Origin of the sequence: Amycolatopsis lexingtonensis, assembly GCF_014873755.1 — a bacterium.
Lineage (GTDB): Bacteria > Actinomycetota > Actinomycetes > Mycobacteriales > Pseudonocardiaceae > Amycolatopsis > Amycolatopsis lexingtonensis.
In genome coordinates this window covers 2723637-2744922 of the sequence record NZ_JADBEG010000001.1, presented here as the reverse complement: position 1 = coordinate 2744922, position 21286 = coordinate 2723637, and the positions used below count along the sequence as shown (strand labels likewise).

General features: G+C 73.6%; 8 protein-coding genes. 5 read left to right on the top strand and 3 right to left on the bottom strand.

Going from position 1 to position 21286, the window contains the following annotated elements; all coding sequences use genetic code 11:
• Positions 1-83 precede the first annotated feature (83 nt).
• The 4 genes from H4696_RS12530 (at position 84) to H4696_RS12515 (ending at position 17595) form a co-directional block, all read left to right on the top strand.
• Entirely contained in the window at positions 84-14825 is a 14742-nt protein-coding gene (locus H4696_RS12530; protein WP_192782268.1) for a non-ribosomal peptide synthetase, read from the top strand.
• Positions 14822-16129, top strand: a complete 1308-nt coding sequence (locus H4696_RS12525) for an MFS transporter (protein WP_338064912.1) — start codon at positions 14822-14824, stop codon at positions 16127-16129. Before H4696_RS12530 ends, H4696_RS12525 begins: the two co-directional genes overlap by 4 nt.
• Positions 16129-16326 carry an MbtH family protein gene (locus tag H4696_RS12520; protein ID WP_086859349.1) on the top strand — a complete coding sequence of 66 codons (198 nt, stop codon included), beginning with the start codon at positions 16129-16131 and terminating at the stop codon, positions 16324-16326. Before H4696_RS12525 ends, H4696_RS12520 begins: the two co-directional genes overlap by 1 nt.
• 114 nt (positions 16327-16440) lie before the next feature.
• A complete protein-coding gene (locus H4696_RS12515; RefSeq protein WP_086859351.1) occupies positions 16441-17595 on the top strand; it encodes a toll/interleukin-1 receptor domain-containing protein in 1155 nt (384 codons plus the stop codon).
• Positions 17596-17598: 3 nt separating this feature from the next.
• Here the strand turns inward: H4696_RS12515 and H4696_RS12510 are convergent, their stop codons facing one another.
• On the bottom strand, positions 17599-18825 hold the full coding sequence (locus H4696_RS12510; RefSeq protein ID WP_086859353.1) for an NAD(P)/FAD-dependent oxidoreductase: 1227 nt from the start codon (positions 18823-18825) through the stop codon (positions 17599-17601).
• Between the two features lie 128 nt (positions 18826-18953).
• On the opposite strand from H4696_RS12510, the gene H4696_RS12505 reads away from it, so the two are divergent.
• Complete coding sequence (locus H4696_RS12505; protein WP_086859355.1) at positions 18954-19436, top strand: TspO/MBR family protein; 483 nt, start codon at positions 18954-18956, stop codon at positions 19434-19436.
• Positions 19437-19448: 12 nt separating this feature from the next.
• Here the strand turns inward: H4696_RS12505 and H4696_RS12500 are convergent, their stop codons facing one another.
• Both H4696_RS12500 and H4696_RS12495 read right to left on the bottom strand, forming a co-directional pair.
• Complete coding sequence (locus tag H4696_RS12500; protein ID WP_086859357.1) at positions 19449-19661, bottom strand: three-helix bundle dimerization domain-containing protein; 213 nt, start codon at positions 19659-19661, stop codon at positions 19449-19451.
• Between the two features lie 105 nt (positions 19662-19766).
• Positions 19767-21275 carry a phosphodiester glycosidase family protein gene (locus tag H4696_RS12495; RefSeq protein WP_086859359.1) on the bottom strand — a complete coding sequence of 503 codons (1509 nt, stop codon included), beginning with the start codon at positions 21273-21275 and terminating at the stop codon, positions 19767-19769.
• Positions 21276-21286: the final 11 nt, after the last annotated feature.

The window sequence follows — 21286 nt, the reverse complement described above, 5'->3', positions numbered from 1 at the left end:
CCACATTGGGGGCATGCCTCCCGAACTCACTTTGGGCGAGCTGGAAAGCCTCGCCTCCGACCACGAAGCGTGAGGACGTCCCCATGACCTCGTCCAGACAGGACCGCATCGCGGCACTGCCCGCCCACCTGCGGGAAAAGCTGCGTGCGCGGATGGCGGGAACGGCCGCGGCGGCGCCGGAGATCCCGGCCGCCGATCGTTCCCGCCCGTTGCCGCTGTCGTCCGCCCAGCGGCGGCTGTGGTTCCTCAGCCGGTTGCGCCCGGACGACCCGGAGTACAACAGCGCCTTCGCCTTGCGCCTGACCGGTGCGCTGGACGTCGCCGCCCTGTCAAAGGCGCTGACCGCGCTGGTCGCCCGGCACGAACCGCTGCGCACGACGTTCGCGGAGGTCGACGGCGAGCCCGTGCAGCGGATCGAGCCGCCGTACGAGGTCGCGCTGCCCGTCGTCGACGTCGGGCCCGCCGAGCTGGACGCGGTGCTGCGCGCCGAGTACGCGAAGCCGTTCGACCTCGGGCGGGGGCCGCTGCTGCGCGCGCTGCTGGCCCGGCTCGGGCCGGCCGAGCACGTGCTGCTGGTGAGCGTCCACCACATCGCCACCGACGGCGCGTCCATGGGCGTGCTCACCTCGGACCTCGGCGTGCTCTACGGCGGCGGGGAGCTGCCCGCGCAAGCGTTGCAGTACGCGGACTTCGCGGCCTGGCAGCACGCCCGCCCGACGCGGCCGGCCGGGCTGGCGCACTGGAAGCGGCAGCTCGACGGCGTCACCCCGCTGGACCTGCCCACCGACCACCCGCGGCCACCGACGAAGGGGACCGCGGGTGCGGTGACCGAGTTCGCCGTGCCGGACGACGTCTTCCACCGGCTCGCCGAGCTGGCCCGGACGACCGAAACCACGCTGTTCACGGTGCTGCTGGCCGCCTGCCAAGCGCTGTTCCAGCGGTATTCGAGGCAGGACGACATCGCGCTGGGCACGGTCGTGCAGGGCCGCGACCGGCCGGAGCTGCAGCGGGTCGTCGGGTTCTTCGTCAACACCGTCGTGCTGCGGTCCACAGTGGACCCCGAACGGCCCTTCACCGAGCACCTGACGACGGCCAAGCAGACGGTCCTGGACGCGTTCGCCCACGACGACGTCCCCTTCGACGAACTGGTCGAGGCCGGGCGCGATCCGGGGCGCAACCCGTTGTTCGACGTCATGGTGCTGCTCCACACCGCGACCGGCGGCGGGATGTCACTGCCCGGACTGGCCGTGGAGGCGGTGGGCGTCGGGCGCGACTCGTCGAACTTCGACCTCACGGTGGAGTTCGAGGAGTCCGGCGGGAAGCTGGCCGGGCTGGTGGAGTACAGCACCGAGCTGTTCGACGCGGCCACGATCGACCGGCTCACCACCCACCTGGTGCGCCTGCTGACGGCGATCGCGGCGGACCCGTCACGACCGATCGCGGACTTGCCGCTGCTGACCGATGCGGAGGAGCGGCGGCTGCTGGCGTGGGGGAGCAGCACCCTCGACGCGCCCGCCACGACCATCGTCGATCTCCTCGACTACCAAGCCCGCACCCGGCCCGGCGCGACCGCGCTCGTCTGCGGCCCGACCCGGCTCACCTTCGCCGAACTGGCGGCCCGCACGGACGCGCTCGCCGCGGACCTCGCCGGCCGGGGCTCCGGACCGGACCGGGTCGTCGCCGTCGTGCTTCCCCGCTCCGCCGACGCCATCGTCGCGCTGTTCGCCGTGCTCAAGGCCGGTGCCGTGCACCTGTCCATCGACCCCGGTATGCCGCCCGAGCGGATCCAGGTGCTGCTGGCCGACACCGACCCGGTCATCGTCGTCCTGGACGACGCCACGGCTACCGGAGGCACCCGGCCGAAGGGGCCGCGCCCCTCCGACGCCGCCTACGTCATCCACACTTCCGGGTCGAGCGGGACCCCCAAGGGCGTCGTCGTCGAACACGCCGCACTGATGAACCTCCTCGCCGACCACCGGACCGTCTTCGGCCGCGAACCCCTGCGCGTCGCCCTGACTGCGACGCTGTCCTTCGACACCTCCTGGGAAGGCCCGCTCCTGCTCGCCGACGGGCACGAGCTGCACCTCATCGACGACGAGACCCGCCTCGACCCGGCCGCGCTGACCCGGTACGTGCGCGACGAGCGCGTCGACTTCCTCGACGTCACCCCCTCCTACCTGCGCCAGCTGCTCCCGGCCGGCCTGCTCACCGGCGAGCACAAGCCGCGGTTCCTCATGGTCGGCGGCGAAGCCCTCGGCGGCGACCTCTGGCGCGAACTCGCCGCAGCGGACACCCGGGCCCACAACTACTACGGTCCCACCGAGTCCACTGTGGACGCGACCCGCGCCGAGGTGTCCGGCGAGCGGCCGGTGATCGGGCGGCCGCTCGGGAACGTCCGCGCGTACGTCCTCGACGAGCGGCTGCGGCTCGTCCCGCCCGGCGTCCCGGGCGAGCTCTGCCTCGCCGGCGCCCAGCTCGCCCGCGGCTACCTCGGCCGCCCGGGACTGACCGCGGACCGGTTCACCGCCGACCCCTTCGGCGCGCCCGGCACCCGGCTCTACCGCACCGGCGACCGCGCCCGCTGGACCACCGGCGGGCAGCTGGAGCACCTCGGCCGCCTCGACGACCAGGTCAAGGTCCGCGGCTTCCGCATCGAACCCGGCGAGGTCGAAGCGGCCCTGCGCGCCCACTCCGGCGTCTCCGCCGCGGCCGTGGACGCCCGCGGCGGGCGGCTGGTGGCCTACGTCGTCGGCAGCACCGACGGACTGCGCGCCGCGCTGAGCCGAACCCTGCCCGCCCACCTCGTGCCGTCCGCCTTCGTCGGTCTCGACCGGCTCCCGCTGACCCGGCACGGCAAGCTCGACCGCCGCGCCCTGCCCGATCCGGAACTCACCGCCGCCACCGAGTACGTGGCCCCGCGAAACGACCGTGAGCAGCTGGTCGCCGACGTCTGGGCGGAAGTCCTGGGCGTCGAACGCGTCGGCGTCGACGACGACTTCTTCGACCTCGGCGGCGACTCCCTGCGCGGCATCCGCGTGGTCGCCCGGCTGCGGGACGCGCTCGGCACCGACGTCCCGGCCCGGCTGGTCTTCACCGCCCCGACCCCGGCCCGGCTGGCCGCCGAGCTGCCCGACGCGGCGAGCCCCGCCGAGCGGATTTCGCTGCTGCCGCGCGACGGCGGCCGCCTCGAAGCGCCGCTTTCCTTCGCCCAGCAACGGCTCTGGTTCCTCGACGAGTTCGAACCGGGCAGCACCGAGTACGTCTCACCGACCGTCCTGCGCCTGCGCGGCGAGCTGGACACCGCCGCGCTCGACCGCGCGTTCACCGCGCTGGTCGCCCGGCACGAATCCCTGCGCACGACGTTCGCCACGGTCGACGGCCACGGCGTCCAGGTCGTCCACCCGCCGCACGCGGTCCGGGTCCCCGTCACCGACGGCGACCTGGAGTCCGCGCTGGCCGGGGCGACCGGCCCGGTGGACCTGCACACCGGCCCGCTGCTGCGGGTCGCGCTCACCCGGCTCGCCCCGGACGACCACGTGCTCACCCTGGTGCTGCACCACATCGTCACCGACGGCTGGTCGGCCGGCGTGCTGCTGCGCGAGCTGGCCGCGCTCTACCGCGACGAGGAACTGCCGCCGTTGCCGGTCCAGTACGCCGACTACGCGGTCTGGCAGCGCCGGCGGCTCGAAGGCGCCGAACTCGAGGAGCAGCTCAGCTACTGGCGCCACCGCCTCGACGGCCTCCCGGTGCTGGACCTGCCCACCGACCGGCCGCGCCCGGCGGTCCGCACGAAGAACGGCGCCCTGCACGAGTTCAGCATCCCCGCCGGGACCACCGCGCGGTTGCAGGAGCTGTCGAGGCAGCACGGCGGCACCCTGTTCATGACGCTGCTCGCCGCCTGCCAGCTGCTGTTCGCCCGCTGGTCCGGCCAGCGCGACATCGCCGTCGGCACGGTCGTTTCCGGTCGCGAGCGCACCGAACTGGAGGGCCTGGTCGGGTTCTTCGTCAACACCCTCGTCCTGCGGTCCACAGTGGACCTGCGGGCCGGCTTCGGCGACTTCCTCGGCGGCGTCCGCGACACCGTGCTCGACGCGTTCGCCCACCAGGACGTCCCCTTCGACCGCGTCGTCGACGACCTGCAGCCCGACCGCGACACCAGCCGCACCCCGCTCTGCCAGGCGATGGTCGTGCTGCACAACACCCCCGACACGCGGCCCGCCCTGCCGGGGCTCGGCGTCGAGGAGCTGGCGCCGCCGGTCGTCACCGCGGGTTTCGACCTGATGGTCCACTTCCAGGAGACGGCCGGGCGGCTCGACGGCGTCGTCAACTACAACACCGACCTCTTCGACGCGGCGACGATCGAGCGGCTCACCGGCTGGCTGGGCACCCTCCTCGACGGCATCGCCGCGACCCCGGACCGCCCGCTCGCCCGGCTGCCCTGGACCACCGCCGCCGACCGCGACCTCGTGCTGACCCGGTGGAACCCCACCGCGGTCGCCGCCGCGGAACCGACGCTGCCCGAGCTGTTCGCCGCGCAGGCCGCCCGCACGCCGGACGCCGTCGCGGTGACCAGCGGGACCACCGAGCTGACCTACCGCGAGCTGGACCGGCGCGCCAACCGCCTCGCCCACCGGCTCGTCGCCGAAGGTGCCGGGCCGGAACGCCTGGTCGCGCTGCGGCTGCCGCGTTCGGCCGACCTCGTGATCGGGGTGCTCGCCGTGCTCAAGGCGGGCGCCGGGTACCTGCCGATCGACCCCGCCTACCCGGCGGCGCGGATCGAGGCGATGCTGGCCGACGCGGACCCGGTGTGCGTCGTCGACGACGTGACCGCGGACGGGCAGCCCGACACCGATCCCGGCGTCCGCGTCGACCCCGGCAACACCGCTTACGTCATCTACACGTCGGGCTCGACCGGCGTGCCCAAGGGCGTGCTCGTGCCGCACGCCAACGTCACGCGGCTGTTCTCCTCGACCGCGCACTGGTTCGGCTTCGGCGAACAGGACGTGTGGACGTTGTTCCACTCCTACGCCTTCGACTTCTCGGTGTGGGAGCTGTGGGGCGCGCTGCTGCACGGCGGCCGGCTCGTCGTCGTGCCCGCCGACGCCGTCCGCTCGCCCGAGGACTTCCTCGCGCTGCTGGCCGAGCAGCGGGTGACCGTGCTCAACCAGACGCCGTCGGCGTTCTACCGGCTGGGCTCGCTGCCGTCCCCGCAGCTCAGCCTGCGGTACGTGATCTTCGGCGGCGAAGCGCTGGACGCGTCCCGGCTCGCCGAGTGGCGACGGCGGCACCCGGCCGGGCCGGCGCTGGTGAACATGTACGGCATCACCGAAACCACCGTGCACGTCACCTACCGGCCGCTGGACGAGCACGGCCCGGCCACCGCCGGCGTGCCGATCCCGGACCTGCGCGCGTACGTCCTCGACGCCGAGCTCGCGCCGGTCCCGCCCGGCGTCACCGGCGAGCTGTACGTCGCCGGCGCGGGCCTGGCCCGGGGCTACCTGAACCGGGCGGGACTGACCGCGTCCCGGTTCGTCGCCGACCCGTTCGGCGCGCCCGGCACGCGGATGTACCGCACCGGCGACCTGCTGCGCTGGACCGCCGGCGGCGAGCTGGACTACCGCGGCCGCGCCGACCAGCAGGTGAAGATCCGCGGCTTCCGCATCGAGCTCGGCGAGGTCGAGGCCGCGCTGAGCGCGCACCCCGACATCACCGGGGCCGCGGTGCTCGCCCACGGCACCGGCGACGCGCGCCGGCTCGTCGCCTACCTCACCGGCGCCGTGCCCGGCACGACGGCGCTGCGGGAGTTCCTCGCGCGTTCGTTGCCCGCGCACATGGTCCCGGCGGTGTTCGTGCCGCTGGAGAAGCTGCCGCTCAACGCCAACGGCAAGCTCGACCAGCGCGCGCTGCCCGAGCCGGGAGCGCGCATCGAAACCCGTTATGTGGCCCCGCGCACGGACGTCGAGACCACGCTCGCCGGGGTGTGGTCGGCGGTGCTCGGCGTCGACCGCGTCGGCGTCGAGGACAACTTCTTCGGCCTCGGCGGCGACTCGATCCTCAGCATCCAGGTCGTCGCCCGGGCCCGCCAGGCCGGGCTGACGGTGTCGTCGAAAGACCTGTTCCGGCACCAGACCATCGCCGAACTCGCCCGCGTCGTCACCGCCGGCGCCCCGGTGGTGCCCGCTGCGGCGGACCCGGGCGGACCCGCGCCGCTCGGCCCGATCCAGTCATGGCTGTTCGAGCACCTGGAAGAACCGTGGCGGCTCACCATGTCCGTCCACGTCGTACTGTCCTCAGTGGACGTTCCCGCGCTCGTCTCCGCGTTGGGCCGTGTCGCTGAGCGCCACGACGCCCTGCGGATGCGGTTCTCCCGCGACGGCGGCGGCTGGACCCAGGAGCCCGCCGAAACCGAGGACGCCGACCTGCTGCGGCAGGTCGACCTGTCCGAAGTGGACGACGTACCCGCGGCCCTGCACGCCGAAGCACTGCGGGCGCAGACGTCGCTCGACATCGTCGCCGGGCCGGTGTGGCGCGCGGTCCTGTTCACCTTCGCCGACCGCCCGCCGCAGCTGTTCCTGACCGCGCACCACCTCGTCATGGACGGCGTGTCGTGGCGGATCCTGCTCGCCGACCTCGACCGCGCCTACCACGGCGAAGCACTGGAACCGGTCGGCACGTCGTTCACGCACTGGGCCCGTACCCTGGCCGAGCACGCGAAACAGGGGCACCTCGACAACCAGGCGGAGTACTGGGAAACTGCTCTGCGCGAGGCGCCGACGGAGCTCCCGGTAGACCGCTCCGGCCGCGCCACCGCCCGATCGGGGCGCGCGGTCTCGGTGTCACTTGGCCGGACCGAGACCGCGGCGCTCCTCCAGGAAGTGCCCTCGGCGTACCGGACCGAAGTCAACGACGTCCTGCTGAGCGCGCTCGGCCGCGTCCTCGCCCGCTGGACCGGCCGCGAGCGGGTCCTCCTCGCCATGGAAGGCCACGGCCGCGAGGAAATCGCCGCGCCGCACGAACTGTCCCGCACGATCGGCTGGTTCACCGCCCAGTACCCGCTCGCGCTCACCGTCCCCGGCGGTGACTGGGGCGAAGTCCTCAAGAGCGCCAAGGAACAGCTGCGCGCGGTGCCCGACAAGGGCGCCGGGTACGAAGCCCTGCGCTATCTGAGCGACGCCGGCTTCCGCGACCACCCCACCCCGCGGATCTCCTTCAACTACCACGGCCGCTGGGACGTCGGGACCGCCGACGACGGCTGGTACCGCGGCCGGGGCGAGAGCCTCGGGCATGACACCGACCCGGACAGCCTCCGGCCCTACCTGCTCGACGTCGTCGGCGTCGTCGAGGGCGGCGGACTGCACCTGACCTGGGAGTACTCGACCGAAGTTCACGAGGAGAGCACGGTCCGCGCACTCGCCGAGGAGACGCTGGACGCCCTGCGCGGCATCATCGCCCACTGCGCCGAGGCCGGCGGCCGCACGCCGTCCGACTTCCCGCTGGCCCGCCTCGGCCAGGCGGAGGTCGACCGGCTGGCCGGTGACGGCCGCGACGTCGAGGACATCTACCCGCTGACCCCGCTGCAGGCGGGCATGCTGTTCCACAGCCTGGTCGACCACGGCTCGAATGCCTACTTCGACCAGTTCCGGCTGCGGCTCGCCGGGATCGCCGACCCGGCGGCGCTCGCGCAGGCGTGGCAGCGGGTCGTCGACCGCACGCCGATCCTGCGCACCAGCACCGTGTGGGACGGCGTCGAGGAACCGCTCCAGCGCGTCCACCGCGACGTGCGCGTACCGATCACGCACCACGACTGGCGCGGCCGGACCCCGGACGAGCAGCAGGCCGACCTGGCGGACTTGCTGGCCGCCGACCTGGCCGCGGGGATGGACCTCACCTCGGCGCCGCTGATGCGCCTGGCCATCGCCCGGCTCACCGACGACGAGGTCCAGCTGCTGTGGACCTCCCACCACGTGCTGCTCGACGGCTGGAGCACGGCGCAGGTATTCGGCGAGGTCGTCGAGCAGTACACGGCGATCGCCGAGGGCCGGGCCGCGCGGCTGGTGCCCCGCCGTCCGTTCCGCGACTACCTGGCCTGGCTCGCCGAGCAGGACGGCAGCGAGGCCGAGAACCATTGGCGTGCAGCACTTTCCGGGTTCACCACGCCGACGCCGCTGCCGTACGACCGGCGGCCGCGGGAAGCCCACCGCGCCGAGTCCGCGGACGCGGTGCTCGTCGAGCTGACCCCGGAGGAGTCGGCCGGCGTGCATGCCGCGGCGAAGGCCGCCGCGCTGACGGTGAACACCGTCGTGCAGGGTGCCTGGGCACTCCTGTTGTCCCGCTACGCCGGGGAATCCGACGTGCTGTTCGGCACCACGGTGTCCGGCCGCCCGGAGAACCTGCCGGGCGTGGAAAGCATGATCGGCATGTTCATCAACACCGTGCCGACCCGCGTCGAAGTCCGAAGTGGACAGCCGGTGGCCGGGTGGCTGCGCGAGCTGCAGGCGGCGCAGGCCGAGGCACGCCGCCACGACTTCCTCGCCCTGTCGCAGGTGCAGGCGTTCTCCGGCGCCCCGGCGGGCACCGCGTTGTTCGACAGCGTCGTGGTGTTCGAGAACTACCCGATCGAGGACAGCGGGCAGGACGGCGTGCGCGTGGCCGACGTCGATTCCCTCGACACCACGAGCTTCCCGCTGAACCTGACCGCGTACCTGCACGACCGGCTGGGCCTGGAGCTGTCCTACGACCCGCGGTTGTTCGACGAGGCCACGGCGCGGCGGCTGGCCGGCCAGCTCGCCGGGCTCGTCCGCGCCTTCGCCGCCGACCCGGACTGCCGGCTCGGCGCGGTGTCGTCGCTGACCCCCGCCGAGCGGCGTGACCTGCTGGCCTGGGGCCGCGGCGAGCCGCGCGAAGTCCCCGCGGGCACGATCCTCGACGTCTTCGAGGCGACCGCCGCCCGCATCCCGCACGAGACCGCGCTCGTCTTCCGCGACACCGTCCTCGACTTCGCCGAGGTGGACGCGCGGGCCACCCGCCTGGCGGAGGAACTCGTCGCCCGGGGCGCCGGGCCGGAGCGGGTGGTCGCGGTGGCGCTGCCGCGCTCGGCCGACGCCGTCATCGCCGTACTGGCGATCTTCAAGGCGGGCGCGGTGTACCTGCCGATCGACCCGGAGCTGCCCGAGGAACGCGTGCGGTTCCTCCTCGACGACGCGCGGCCGGCGGTCGTCCTCGGCCGTCCCGGGGAGCCCTCGGCACCCACGGCACCCGCGCGGCCGGGCTCGGACACGGCCGCGTACGTCATCTACACCTCCGGCTCGACCGGCACGCCGAAGGGCGTCGTGGTCGAGCACCGCGGCCTGATCAGCCTCCTGGCCGCGCACCGGGGAGAGTTCTTCGGCCACTCGCGGCAGCGGTTCGCGCTCACCGCGTCGCTGTCCTTCGACACCTCGTGGGAGGGGCTGCTGGCGCTGGTCGACGGGCACGAGCTGCACGTGCTCGACGACGACACCCGGCTCGACCCGGCCGCCGCCGTCCGGTACCTGCACGGCCACCGGATCGACCTGCTCGACCTCACCCCGGCCTACCTGCGCCAGCTCGTGGACGCCGGCCTGCTGACCGGCGAGCACCGGCCCGGCACGGTGATGGTCGGCGGCGAGGCGACCGGCGAAGCGCTCTGGCACGAGCTGGCCGCGTCCGGGGTGACCTGCCTGAACTACTACGGCCCGACCGAGGTGACCGTCGACGCCGTGCACACGCCGGTGACCGGTGACCGGCCGCTGATCGGGCGGCCCCTGCCCAACCTGAGCGCGTACGTGCTCGACGAAAGCGGCGAACCGGTGCCCGCCGGGGTGCCGGGGGAGCTGTTCCTCGCCGGACCGCAGCTCGCCCGCGGCTACCTCGGCCGTCCGGGGCTGACCGCGGACCGGTTCGTCGCGAACCCGTTCGGGCCGGCCGGGAGCCGGATGTACCGCACCGGCGACCGCGTCCGGTGGACCGACGACGGCCGGCTCGACTACCTCGGCCGCGTCGACGACCAGGTCAAGATCCGCGGCTTCCGCGTCGAACCCGGCGAAGTCGAAGCCGTGCTGCGCCGGCACCCGGCGGTCGCCGACACGACCGTGGCCGCCCGCGACGGCCGGCTCGTCGCCTACGTCGTCGGCGAGACCGACGGTCTGCGCGACTGGCTCCGGGACCGGCTGCCCGGCCACCTCGTGCCCACGGCGTACGTCTCCCTCGACGCCTTGCCGCTGACCCGCCACGGCAAGGTCGACCGCCGCGCGCTGCCCGAACCCGGACGGGAGGCGGCGGCCGGGTTCGTGGCCCCGCGGACCGGCACCGAGCGGCGGCTTGCCGCGATCTGGGCCGCCGTGCTCGGCGTCGAGCGCGTCGGCGTCACCGACAGCTTCTTCGAGCTGGGCGGTGACTCCCTGCTCAGCATGCGGATCGCCTCGCGGGTGCGTGCCGAACTCGGCGTCGAGGTCTCGCCGCGTGTGCTGTTCACCGCGCCGACGCTGGGCGCGTTCGCCGCCGCGCTGCCCGCCGGGCAGGCTCCGACGGACCCGATCCCGGTCGTCACCCGCGAGGGCGCGCTGCCGCTTTCCTTCGCCCAGCAGCGGTTGTGGTTCCTCGACGAGTTCGAACCCGGCGGCACCGAGTACTTGTCGCCCACGGCGTTGCTGCTGCGCGGCGCCCTCGACGTCGAGGCGTTGCGGCGGGCGCTGGACACGCTCGTCGCGCGGCACGAGTCGCTGCGCACCACGTTCGGCGCGGTCGACGGCCGCGGCGTCCAGTACGTGGGGGAGCCGTACCCGGTCGAACTGCCCGTCGAGGAGTTCGACGAGGAAGCACTCGCGCGGGAAGCCCTGCGGCCGTTCGACCTGCGCACCGGGCCGCTGCTGCGGGCGCGGCTGTTCCGGCGGGCGCCCGAGGAGCACGTGCTCCTGCTGGCGCTGCACCACATCGTCACCGACGGCTGGTCGGCCGGCGTGCTGGCCACCGAGCTCGACGCCTGCTACGCGGCCCACGTCCGGGACGAAGAGCCGGACCTGCCGCCGTTGCCGGTGCAGTACGCGGACTTCGCGGCCTGGCAGCGCGACCGGTCCGAACCGGCCGAGCAGCTGGAGTACTGGCGGGACCGGCTGGCCGGGCTCGCTCCGCTGGAGCTGCCCACCGACCGACCGCGCCCGCCCGTGCGCACCACCGACGGCGAGTGGCTCGGCTTCGACGTCCCGGCCGAGGTCGCCGCGAAACTGCGCGAGCTGGCGAGTGCCCAGGGCGGCACGCTCTTCATGACGCTGGTGGCCGCGTGCCAGGTGCTGCTGGCCCAATGGGCCGGGCAGGACGACGTCGCCGTCGGCACGGTCACCGCCGGGCGGGACCGCGCCGAGCTGGAGCGGCTCATCGGCTTCTTCGTCGGGACACTGACCTTGCGGTCCACAGTGGACACGCGGCGGTCGTTCCGGGAGTTCCTGGCCGAGGTGCGCGAGACCGTGCTGGACGCGTTCGCGCACCAGGACGTCCCGTTCGAGCGGGTGGTGGACGCGGTGCAGCCGGTCCGCGACCCGAGCCGGACCCCGCTGTTCCAGGCGATGGTCGTGCTGCAGAACACCGGCGACCGGCCCGGCGGCGGCACACTCGTCGCGGGCGAGGTCGCGCTGCCCGCGGTGTCGGCGCCGTTCGACCTGCTCGTGCAGTTCGAGGACGACGGCGGCGCGCTGAACGGCGCCATCAACTACAACACCGGCCTGTTCGAGCCGGCGACCATCGACCGGCTGGTGGCCCGCCTGCGGACGGTGCTGACCGCGGTGGCCGCCGACCCGGACCGCCCGATGACGGCCCTCCCGCCGTTGCCCGCCGCCGAAGCGGACCGGTTGCGCGCCTGGAACGACACCGCGCGGGCCGTCCCGCCGGCGTCGCTGGCGGAGCTGTTCGAGGCGCAGGCGGAGCGCACGCCGGACGCGGCCGCGCTGGTGTCCGAGGACGACGCGCTGACCTTCGCGGAGCTGAACGCGCGGGCGAACCGGCTGGCCCGGCTGCTGGCCGAGCGCGGCGCGGGACCGGAGCGGGTGGTCGCGGTGCGGCTGCCGCGGTCGGTCGCGCTGGTCGTCACCGAACTCGCCGTCGCGAAGACCGGTGCGGCGTTCCTTCCGGTCGATCCCGGCTACCCCGCCGAGCGCATCCGGTTCATGCTCGAGGACGCCGCTCCGGTGTTCGTGGTCGACGCCGAGCCGGCCGCGGCGGGGTACCCGGACACGAACCTCGGCCGGACCGTCGACCCGGACACCCCGGCGTACGTGATCTATACGTCCGGTTCCACCGGGCGGCCCAAGGGCGTCGTCGTCACCCACCGCGGGCTGGCGTCGTTCTCCGCGGCCGAGATCGAGCACTGCGGCGTGCGCACCGGGGACCGCGTGCTCGCGTTCAGCTCGCCGAGCTTCGACGCGTCGATCCTGGAGCTGTGCCTCTCGCTGCCCGCCGGGGCGGCGCTGGTCGTGCCGCCGGAGGGACCGCTGCTCGGCGACCAGCTCGCGGATGTGCTGGGGCGCCACGGAATCACGCACGCGCTGATCCCGCCGGTCGCGCTGGCGACCGTGCCCGACGTCGCCCTGCCGGACTTCCGCACGCTGCTCGTCGGCGGGGACGCGTGCCCGGCCGAGCTGGTGGCGCGGTGGGCGCCCGGCCGCCGGATGATCAACGCCTACGGCCCGACCGAAGCCACGGTCGTCACGTCGTGGAGCGGGCCGCTCGAACCGGGCGGCACCCCGCCGATCGGCCGGCCGATCCCGAACACCGAGGTCCATGTCCTGGACTCGGCACTGCGGCCGGTGCCGATCGGGACGCCCGGCGAGCTGTACGTCAGCGGGCCCAGCCTGGCCCGCGGCTACCTGGACCGGCCGGGCCTGACCGCGGACCGGTTCGTCGCCAACCCGTTCGGCGCGCCGGGCACCCGGATGTACCGCACCGGCGACGTGGTCCGCTGGACGGCGGCGGGTGAGCTGTGCTTCGCCGGGCGCGTCGACGAGCAGGTCAAGATCCGCGGGTTCCGGGTGGAGCTGGGCGAGATCGAGGCGGCGCTGCGGCAGCACCCGGACGTGCGGGAAGCCGTCGTGGTCGCCCGCGAGCTGGACGGGCACAAGCGGCTCGTCGCCTACGTCGTCGGCGAGGTGGCCGAGCTGCGGGCCCACCTGAGCGATTCGCTGCCGGACTACCTGGTGCCGTCGGTGTTCGTGCCGCTGGACGCCGTGCCGGTGACGGCGAACGGGAAGGTCGACCGCGCGGCGCTGCCGGAGCCCGACCTGACGGCGGTGCGGACCGCGGAGTTCGTGGCCCCGCGCACCGACGTCGAGACGACGCTCGCCGGGGTGTGGTCGGCGGTGCTCGGCCTGCCCCGGGTCGGCGTCACGGACAACTTCTTCGAGCTGGGCGGCGACTCGATCCTCGCCATCCAGGTCGTGCACCGGACGCGGCAGGCCGGGCTGGCGTTGCGGTCGAAGGACCTGTTCACCCACCAGACGGTCGCCGAGCTGGCCACCGTCGTGCACGCGGCCGAGGACGCCGTCGAGGAGCGCGAGGTGGTCGTCGGCGACGTCCCGCTGACGCCGATCCAGCAGTGGTTCTTCGACGCGGAACCGGCGAACCCGGCGCACTTCAACCAGTCCGTGCTCGTCGAGCTGGCCGCACCGGTGGACGAGGAAGCCCTGCGGCAGGCCCTCGACGCGGTCGTCGCGCACCACGACGCGTTGCGGCTGCGCTTCGAGCGGACCCCGGACGGCTGGACGCAGCACAACGCGCCGGCCGAGACGGGCGCGGCGCTGCGGGTGGTGCCCGCGGCCGACCTCGAGCGGGCCGCGGACGAGGCACAGGCGAGCTTCGACCTCGCGCACCCGCCCCAGCTGCGCGCGCTGCTGTCCGGCCGGCTGCTGTTCCTGGCCGCGCACCACCTGGTCGTCGACGCGGTGTCGTGGGGCATCCTGCTGGAGGACCTGGAGCGGGCGTACCGGCAGATCCAGGCGGGGGAGAAGGCGGACCTCGGCCCGAAGACGACGTCCTTCCGCGACTGGGCGCACCGGCTGCGCGAGTTCGTCGTCTCGGGTGGCCTGGACGGCGAGCGCGCGCACTGGGCGCGTGACCTGCCCGGCTGCGCGGTCCCACGCGACCGGACGTCGGCCCCACCGGTGGCGGACGTGGTCACGGTCGCGGTCGACTCGCGGGAGACCGATGCGTTGCTGCACCTGGCTCCCGGGGCGTACCGGACGCGCATCAACGACGTCCTGCTCGCCGCACTGGCGCGGGCACTGTCCCGGTGGACGGGCGAGCCCGCGGTGTCGGTCGACCTGGAAGGGCACGGGCGGGAAGAGATCCTCGAGGGCGCGGACCTGTCGCGGACGGTCGGCTGGTTCACGACGTTGTTCCCGGTGGCACTGACGATCGACCCGGCCGCGGGGTGGCGCGACTTGGTGAAGGCGGTCCGGCGGCAGCTGCGTGCGGTACCGGGTAATGGTTTCGGGTTCGGCGCGTTGCGGTGCTTCCGCGACCCGGAGCTGGGCGGGCGGACGCCGGAGGTGGCGTTCAACTACCTCGGTCAGGGCGACCACGCGGGGGAGGGTGACGGGCTGTACGTGCGTGCCCATGCGCCGATCGGCCGCGAGCAGGACCCGGCGAACCGGCCCCCGCACATCCTGGAGGTCGTCGGCGGCGTGCGCGACGGGCGGCTGGAGTTCTCGTGGTTCTACCGGCCTGACCTGCATGAGCGGGCGACGGTGACGGCGGTGGCTGACGACTTCGCCGATGCGCTGCGCGCGATCGCGGCGGACTGCCGAGGGGAGCGACCGTGACGCGCGGCGACCACCCGACGGACGGCGTCGCCGCAGGCGATCGCGGGCGGCGGTCCATCGCGACCCGGCTCAGCGGGAACCGCGACTACCGGCTGCTGTGGACCGGCCAGGTCGTCTCGGAGGCCGGCTTCAGCACCACGATGATCGCGTTCCCCCTGCTCGTCCTGGCACTCACCGGCTCCGCCGCGCAATCAGGCCTGGTCGTCGGCTCCGTAGCGATCGCCCAACTCGTCGCGGGCCTGCCCGCCGGCGCGCTGGTCGACCGCTGGCCCCGCAAGCTGGTCATGCTCGGTTGCGAGGCGGTCCAAGCGATCGCGGCCGTCGGCCTCGTCCTCGCCCTGTGGTGGGGCACCGCCGGAGTCGGGCTGCTGGTCGCCGTCGCCGTCGTGATGGGGGTGTGCCGCGCGCTGTTCGAACCGGCGGAGGAAGCGAGCCTCCCGCGGCTCGTGGCCGACGAGCAGGTGCCCGCGGCGGTCGCGATGAACGCCGCGCGGACCAGTGCTGGGCAGCTATCGGGCACCGCGCTCGGCGGGTTCCTGTTCGCGTTGGGGCGGCTGGTGCCGTTCGCCTTCGACGTGGTCGCGCACGTGTTCGCGTTCGTGTCTCTGGTGTTCGTGCGGCTGCCGGGCCGTCCCGCGCCGGCCGGGCGGGCGCCCGCGCACCTGGGGCGGGAGATCCTCGAAGGGCTGCGGTGGGTGTGGCAGCAGCCGCGGCTGCGCGTCACGGTCTTCTGCGTGGTGAGCCTGAACCTGTTCTTCTCCGCCTACTACCTGGTGATCATCGTGCTGGCGAACGAACGCGGCGTGCCGTCCGGCGAAATCGGCGTGATGGCGGCGATGCTCGGCGCGGGCGGGATCCTCGGTGCGCTGGCGGCGCCGTACCTGCACCGGAAGCTCAGCCCGTACCTGCTGATCGCCGGCGTGTTCTGGGCACTGACTGTGCTGACCCCGCTCGCGGTCTTCGTCCACAGTGGATACCTGATGGGCGTGCTGTTCGCCGTGATCGCGTTCCTGCCGCCGGCGGCCAACACGACGATCAGCACCTACCAGCTCCTGTTCACCCCCGACCACCTCCGTGGCCGCCTCGGCGGGGTCCTCGGCGTGACGGGCGGCCTCGCGGCGGCCCTCGGCCCGGCACTGGGCGGCTGGCTGGTGGACGCCCTCCCCGGCCCGGCGGCGGTCCTGACCTGCGCGGCGGCCATCGCGCTGGTCACCATCCTGACGACGTGCAGCGGCACCCTCCGCGGCTTCCCCGCGGCGGCGCAGGCACGCGAACTCGATCCCGTAACGGAAAGGAACCCCTGATGGACGAGAACACCACCTTCCAGGTCCTGGTCAACGACGAGGAGCAGTACTCGCTGTGGCCCGTGGACAAGGAGGTACCGGCGGGCTGGCGCCCGGACGGCACGACGGGCACCCGCCAGGAGTGCATGGACCACGTGGACGAGGTGTGGACCGACATGCGCCCCCGCAGCCTCCGCGAGCGCATGGCGGCCCAGTAGCCCCCAGCCGATGACGAAGCCGGCCGACGCGAATCCGCGTCGGCCGGCTTCGTTACCGAAATATTTTCCGGCGCGCGGTTAAACTGGTGGACCCGCCGCCGGAGGTGAAAGACCATGGCCGCCATCTTCATTTCGCACTCGTCGTCGAACAAGTCGTTCGTCAAACGCCTGGCGATGGACCTGGCCCAGCGCGGTTTCGAGGTCTGGTACGACGAATGGCGCCTCGACGTCGGGGCGCGGCTGACCGAAACCATCCGCGCGAGCGTCGGTGCGTCGTCCTTCGTGCTCGTCGCCATGTCGGCCGAGATGCTGGCGTCGGACTGGGTGAAGCGGGAGATCGAACAGGCACTCGAAATTGAGCGGGCCGAAAAAAGGGACATCATCCTGCCGGTACGGTTGGACGATTCCGAACTGCCCGACAGTCTCGCCAACCGGTTGTACGCGGATTTCTCACAAGGCGGTTATCTGCGGTCGCTGCAAACCCTGTGCGCGCAATTGCACCGGCAGCTCGACGGGCTCCCGGCCGGCCTCGAGCCGAACCGGGAGATCATCCCGCTGTTCGTCACCGGCGTGGTCGACCTCGACGTCGTCCAGCTCGAAGAGCGCATCGCCCAGCTGGTCGCCCGGCACGGTCCCGAGTACGTCGTCGACGCGTCCCAGTTCCGGCTGCCCGACGAGCCGGAGTACCAGAAGCTGCGGAGCCGGATGCTCGACCGGATGGAGAACCTGAAGGAAGACCCGTACTACAGCGCGGACTTCGCGATCGACTTCCGCCGGCGCTACTCGGCTGTCCTGAACTACGAAGAAGCCCTCCTGCGGAACCTGGCCACACTGGTGACCAGGCGCGGCATCGCCGGGGGCCGCTTCGCGTTCGCGATCGAGTCGTACCGCTGGTACTGGAAGCTCATGCGCACCCGGATCTTCTCGATGCTGTGCCAGGTGCAGAACCCGGACCTGCCGAAGTCCGAACTGGTCGGCTACGACGCGGCCAGGATGGACAGCAGCACCGCGGCCGTCTACGGCGTCGCCGAGACGGCGGGCGTGCACGTCATCGACCCGGTGACGCACGACTACTACTCGGTCGGCGTCGACGCGGCCTGCGGTCTCGTCCAGGACTGGCGGAAGACCTACTACGCCGGACCGGAGCGGCTCATGGCGGCCGGGGAAATGGACATGCTCGCCAAGTGGGTCATCCCGCAGGCGCTCGCTCAGGACGGCAAGTTCGAGCACTGGGACACCGCCGACCGGCTGCTCATCGGACTCCGCTGAGCCTCACGTCCGGTCGGCCAGCACGGCGCGGGCGGTCCGGCCGCCGGAGGCGAGCGCGCCCTGCAACGAGCTGGTGTCGCGGTGGTCTCCGCACACGTAGATCCCTTCGCCCCAGCGGATTTCGCGGCGGATCGGGTGCGGCGCGGGCATGGCCGGGAGCGCCCGCGGGATCTCGTACCGGCCGACGAGCGGCCAGCGGGTCGCGTCGGTGCGGTACATCCGGCCCAGCGCCCGCCGGACGTCGGTCTCCGCGACGGGCGTCAGTGCCGACGCGCTCACCAAGGCGGTTCCCGGCGGCGCGTAGGAGCGGCACACTTCGCTCAGCACGGCCGTGTTCACGACGGGGCCGCGGCGGGCGTCGACCATGATGACGGGTTCGCGCGACGGACGGTCCTCCGGCGCGAAGTACCAGGTCGTCACGCCGTTCCACAGCGGCTCCGCGACGCCCTCGACCAGCCGCGACGCCGTCGTGCCGTCGGTCGCCACGACGACGGTGCGCGCGGACCAGACGTCACCGCCCGCGGTGCGCACCTCGCCTTGGCTGATCCGCTCGACCGGGGTGCCGGTGTGCACCGAACCTTCCGGCAGCCGGCGGGCCAGCTGCCGGGGGAGTTCGCCCATGCCCAGGGCGGGCAACGACGGCGCGGAACGCAGGAAACTCCGCCACACCAGCTGGAAGAACCGCGCCGACGTGCTCAGCTCGGCTTCGAGGAAGACGCCGGACAGGAAGGGGCGCAGGACGGTGGCCACGGCCCGGTCGGACAGCCCGGCGCGGCGCAGTTCGTCGGCGGTCGTCCCGTCGTCGCCCCGCACGATCGAGCGCGCCGGGCCGGCGGCGACGCGGGCGGAGAGGGCGCCGAGGGCGGCCAGGTCCTTCGCCGAGAGGTACCGGCGGGCAGCGACGTCACGCAGCGCCTTCGGGGCGTCGAGCGGGTGCCCGAGCAGCGAGACGCGGTCGTCGTCGGCGACGCGGACCGCGCGCCAGAACCGGCCCAGCTTCAGCGCGTCGACGTCGACGAGCCGCTTGATCGCCGGGTAGGCGGGGTTGAGGACCTGGAAGCCGCGGTCGAGGCGGAAGCCGTCGACGACGTCGGTGCGCACGCGCCCGCCGACGTCGTCGCCCGCCTCCAGCACGGTGCATTCGACGCCGGCCTCGTGCAGCCGCCGGGCGGCGGCGAGCCCGGCGAGCCCGGCGCCGATGACGACGACGTCCGTTTCGTGGGTGGTCATGGATCGATACTGCAACGAATCGGGCTAGAGCGCATCAGTGGCTTTTACCGTGCGGTCGCGGGTTTGCGGCTCTAGGCTGCGGGTATTCCGCATCGGCCGTGCATCGCGATGTCAGGAGGAGAACCGACGTGACTACGCTGCCCCGCTCCCGCCCGGCCCCGGTGGCGGTCCTGGCCGGGTTCCTCGCCGCGGTGGCCTTGGTGGCCGTCGTGGGCGGCCTCGCGGCGACGCGGTCGCGAGAGGTCTACGGCGCGCTCGTCCAGCCGCCGTGGGCGCCGCCGTCGTGGCTTTTCGGTCCGGTGTGGACGGTGCTGTACATCCTGATCGCCGTCTCGGGCTGGCTGTTCTGGCGAGCGGCGGGCACGCGCCGCGAGTTCACCTGGTACGCGGCCGGCCTGGTCCTCAACGCCGCGTGGACGCCGTTGTTCTTCGCGGCGGGCGCGTACACGCTCGCGCTGGTGGAGATCGTGGTCCTCGACGTCGTCGTCGCCGGGACAATGGTGGTGTTCCGCCGCCGGTCACGGGTTGCGGCCGCGCTGCAGCTGCCGTACCTGGCGTGGACGCTGTTCGCGACGGCCTTGAACGCGGCCATCGTCGTCCTCAACCCGTGACCGGGGCGGCCGTCAGGTCCGGGCCAGTGCCGCCCGGACGGCCCGCTCGACCAGGATCGGCACGAAGGCGTGGATGCGGGCGCCGGCGAAGCGCGCGCGTTCGTGGTCGACCAGGTCGTGCAGCCGGGGGCGCGCGATGTTCGCGTAGTCGTGGCCCAAGCGGTCCTCGAGCTGGGCGAAGTGGGTGTCGAGCGCTTCGGAGGCCATCGTGTCCAACGTGCTCATCGTTCACCTTCCGGTTGGGCGTCGTACCGGGAACATGCCCCATGAGACGGCCGGAAGGTGAACCGGAGGTGAACAAAAAGAATTCACCCGATCCGGGCGATCGGGTCACCGGCGGGGCAGCACCAGGACGGCGTCGCCGACCGGGCGCTCGCCGGTCGCGTCCGAGGGCGAGCTCACCAGTTCGCCGCCGATCGCCATCGCCGTCGAGCCGCCGCCGTCGAGGTTGATCGCCTCGACCGCGCCCAGGCGCTCGAGCAGTTCGGCGCCCTCCAGCAGCGACAGTCCCTCGGCGTAGCCGGGCTGCCGTCCGTCGGCGGTGACGATCAGCAGCCGGCCGCGGCGATCGAGGCCGACCATGGTTCGGGGGTTGCGCTTGACGCCCCAGCCGTAGACGAACGACGGGTCACCGGGGTGCACGATGCCGTCCGCCGCCGCGTTCACCGAGACGCGGCCGTCGCGGACCAGCCACGGGCCGCCGTTGACCACGCCCGCCGGGTGGACCGGCCGGCCGTCCGCGAAGATCCGCGTGTCGACGCGCAGCCGGGTGCCCGGCCGCGCGTGCCCGGTCAGCCAGGCCGCCGCCGCACCGGTGCCCTGGACGGTGTGGCCGGCCGCGGGTACGCCCCCGCCCGCGGGGCGCAGCGCGGTGACGACGTCGTGGGCGTCGAGCACGGCTTCGACGCCGTCGCCCGCCGGGGTCGGGGTGCCGAGCTGCGGGGTGAACAGCACCAGCTCGTCCGGGTGGGTGCAGGTCGTGTCGTGCAACGGCCGGTCGGTGGGGACGTCGCCGGGCTCGCCGCAGTTGCGGATGACGCCCGGCTTGCGGTTGACGCCGTTGACGGGGTGGCCGCCGGCGGTGATCGCGGTGCGCGGAACGCCGATCGACGGGCGGTCGCCCAGCAGCAGGGCGGGACGGCCGGTGGTCGCTTCGCTCTGCAACAGGCCTTGGTAGACGCCGACCCCGGCGGGCTCACCGGGGATGCCGTCGCGCGGGTCGATGACGAAGAAGCCGCCGTTGGTCCCGACCAGGGCCCCGGCGGCGGCCGACAGCGCCGACGTCGTGCGCCGCCCGGCCACGGACTCCCCGTGCGAAGCGGCGACCCGCCCGGTGAACCGCTTCGGGTCGACGACGGCGACGCGCACACGCTGCGGGCCCCCGGCCGCCGGGCCGTCCTGGCCGGTCCATTCGACGCTGCCGGTGAACCCGTTCGCGCTCATGGCACTCGCGGTGGCGGCGGCCTGCGCCCGGTCGGGGAAGGCGCCGACCCGCACCCGCCAGCCGAGCGGGCCCCGGGGCGTGTCGGCGAACGCGGGCCAGTCGACCTGTTCGGCACGGGCCGCGAAACCCTTGGCCCGCAACGACGTCACCAGCGCTTCGGCGTGCTCCCGGCTGCCGAGCGCGGACGGCGGGGCGTCCGGGTCGGGGCTGGAACCGCCGGGGACCTGCGTGGTGATCGTCCAGGTGTTGTGGCCGGTGCCCTCGCCGGTGAGGGTGGTGTGGACCGTCACGCCCGGCGCGAGCTCCCGGACCCCGGTGCCGGCGGCGGCCGGCGTGCTCAGCGCGGCGGTGAGCGCCGCGGACAGGACCAGCGCGGCGGGCAGCTTCGTCTTCACGCGGGGGAACG

Excerpts from the sequence above, each read along its gene's own strand:
- H4696_RS12530 (WP_192782268.1), top strand. The coding sequence starts at position 84 with ATGACCTCGTCCAGACAGGACCGCATCGCGGCACTGCCCGCCCACCTG.
- H4696_RS12520 (WP_086859349.1), top strand. The coding sequence starts at position 16,129 with ATGGACGAGAACACCACCTTCCAGGTCCTGGTCAACGACGAGGAGCAG.
- H4696_RS12515 (WP_086859351.1), top strand. The coding sequence starts at position 16,441 with ATGGCCGCCATCTTCATTTCGCACTCGTCGTCGAACAAGTCGTTCGTC.
- H4696_RS12510 (WP_086859353.1), bottom strand. The coding sequence starts at position 18,825 with ATGACCACCCACGAAACGGACGTCGTCGTCATCGGCGCCGGGCTCGCC.
- H4696_RS12500 (WP_086859357.1), bottom strand. The coding sequence starts at position 19,661 with ATGAGCACGTTGGACACGATGGCCTCCGAAGCGCTCGACACCCACTTC.